The organism is Gemmiger formicilis, from assembly GCF_016901605.1.
Taxonomy (GTDB): domain Bacteria; phylum Bacillota; class Clostridia; order Oscillospirales; family Ruminococcaceae; genus Gemmiger; species Gemmiger formicilis_B.
In genome coordinates this window covers 1-267 of the sequence record NZ_JACJKP010000634.1, presented here as the reverse complement: position 1 = coordinate 267, position 267 = coordinate 1, and the positions used below count along the sequence as shown (strand labels likewise).

1 protein-coding gene is annotated in these 267 nt (G+C 48.3%); it reads left to right on the top strand.

What is annotated here, in order from left to right; genetic code table 11:
* A partial coding sequence (locus tag H6B10_RS16245; RefSeq protein WP_204652449.1) for a hypothetical protein occupies window positions 1-219 on the top strand: 219 nt, incomplete at its 5' end.
* Window positions 220-267: the final 48 nt, after the last annotated feature.

Sequence of the window (267 nt, the reverse complement as noted above, 5' to 3'; positions counted from 1 at the left end):
GGCGGGAAGCTGGCTGTTTTTCAATTTTGGCGTATTGTTTTGCCTGGCCCGGTTGTCTGCGGCCGTTTGCAAGTGCAAAACCGTAAAGAGCCGCTACACCCGTGTGCTGCTTCCATCCTTCCTGTTTGTTCCGATTGCCGATCTGTTTATGATTCTATCCTCTCTGTCTTGCGGCCGGTTCTTGTTCGCACTTTTAAAACAGGACGATTGTTCTCGTAATAAGGGGTAAGGTGATTGCATGAAGTCCATCATTTTATACGGAAGCAG